At 77.1% G+C, this 1091-nt stretch carries 1 protein-coding gene; it reads right to left on the minus strand.

Annotation, left to right across the window (positions count from 1 at the left end; translation table 11 throughout):
• Positions 1-175 precede the first annotated feature (175 nt).
• The gene (gene mraZ, locus MHY85_RS21085) at positions 176-610 is read right to left on the minus strand and encodes a division/cell wall cluster transcriptional repressor MraZ (RefSeq protein WP_239200429.1); all 435 of its coding nucleotides are present in this window, start codon (positions 608-610) and stop codon (positions 176-178) included.
• Between the last annotated feature and the right edge of the window lie 481 nt (positions 611-1091).

The raw sequence follows: 1091 nt of genomic DNA on the forward strand, positions 1-1091 counted from the left end.
GCGGGGTGGTGCGTCGTGGGCACGGGGGTGGTCGGGCGGCCCCTCCGCCGTCCGACCAGATCCCCCACCGGCCCTCTGACGCCGGGGAAGTGCGTCAGAGCTGCCGGGGGGAGGTCTCGCCGGGCGGTGGTGCTGCGGGTCGTGCGGGTGGTGCGGGTCGTGCGGGTCGTGCGGGTCAGAAGGCGCCGGGGAAGACCTCCTCCGCCGTCTCGGCGTACCCGGCCTCCTGCTCGGCCAGGTAGGTCTCCCAGGCCTGGAGGTCCCAGACCTCGACCCGGGTGCCGGCGCCGATCACGGCGACGTCCCGGTCGAGCCCCGCGTAGGCGCGCAGCATCGGCGGGATCGAGATGCGCCCCTGCTTGTCCGGCGTCTCGTCCGAGGCGCCGGACAGGAACACGCGGAGGTAGTCGCGGGCCTGCTTGCTGGTCACGGGGGCCTGGCGCAGCTTGTCGTGCATCCGCGCGAACTCGTCGAGCGGCAGCAGGAACAGGCAGCGGTCCTGGCCCCGGGTCATGACCAGGCCCTGGGCGAGCTGGGGGCGGAACTTCGCCGGGAGGATCAGGCGCCCCTTGTCGTCCAGCTTCGGGGTGTGCGTCCCGAGGAAGGGCACGGAGGAGCCGAGCCCGGCCAGCGCCTGCTCGAACCCCACGTCGTCCACCTCCCCCGGACCGCGCGATCGGGCACCCCGCGGCACCCGATGGCTCCACGGTACTCCACTTCACTCCACCTGCATGGAGCGAATCGGCGGCACTCGGGTGAAGTTGAGGCGTCGCCGCAGGTCAACGCAGGTGGAGCGCGGTGGAGGGTCGCGGGCACCGTGCGGCGCGTGACGCGCCGCGGCCCACGGCGGGCGCGGCGCCCGCCCACGGCGGACGCACGACCGGATCCGCGACGTCTCCGCAGGTCACGGGCGATCTCTGCGCGGCCGGACCCGCGGCCGCGTCCCACCCGGGGAGCGGAGTGGAGGGCACGGGGGTGGGCGGCGGGAGCAAGTGGGGGGGGGGGGGGGGGGGGGGGGGGGGGGGGGGGGGGGGGGGGGGGGGGGGGGGGGGGGGGGGGGGGGGGGGGGGGGGGGGGGGGGGGGGGGGGGG

The sequence above is a fragment of the Cellulomonas sp. ACRRI genome (assembly GCF_022346185.1).
Taxonomy (GTDB): Bacteria; Actinomycetota; Actinomycetes; order Actinomycetales; family Cellulomonadaceae; genus Cellulomonas.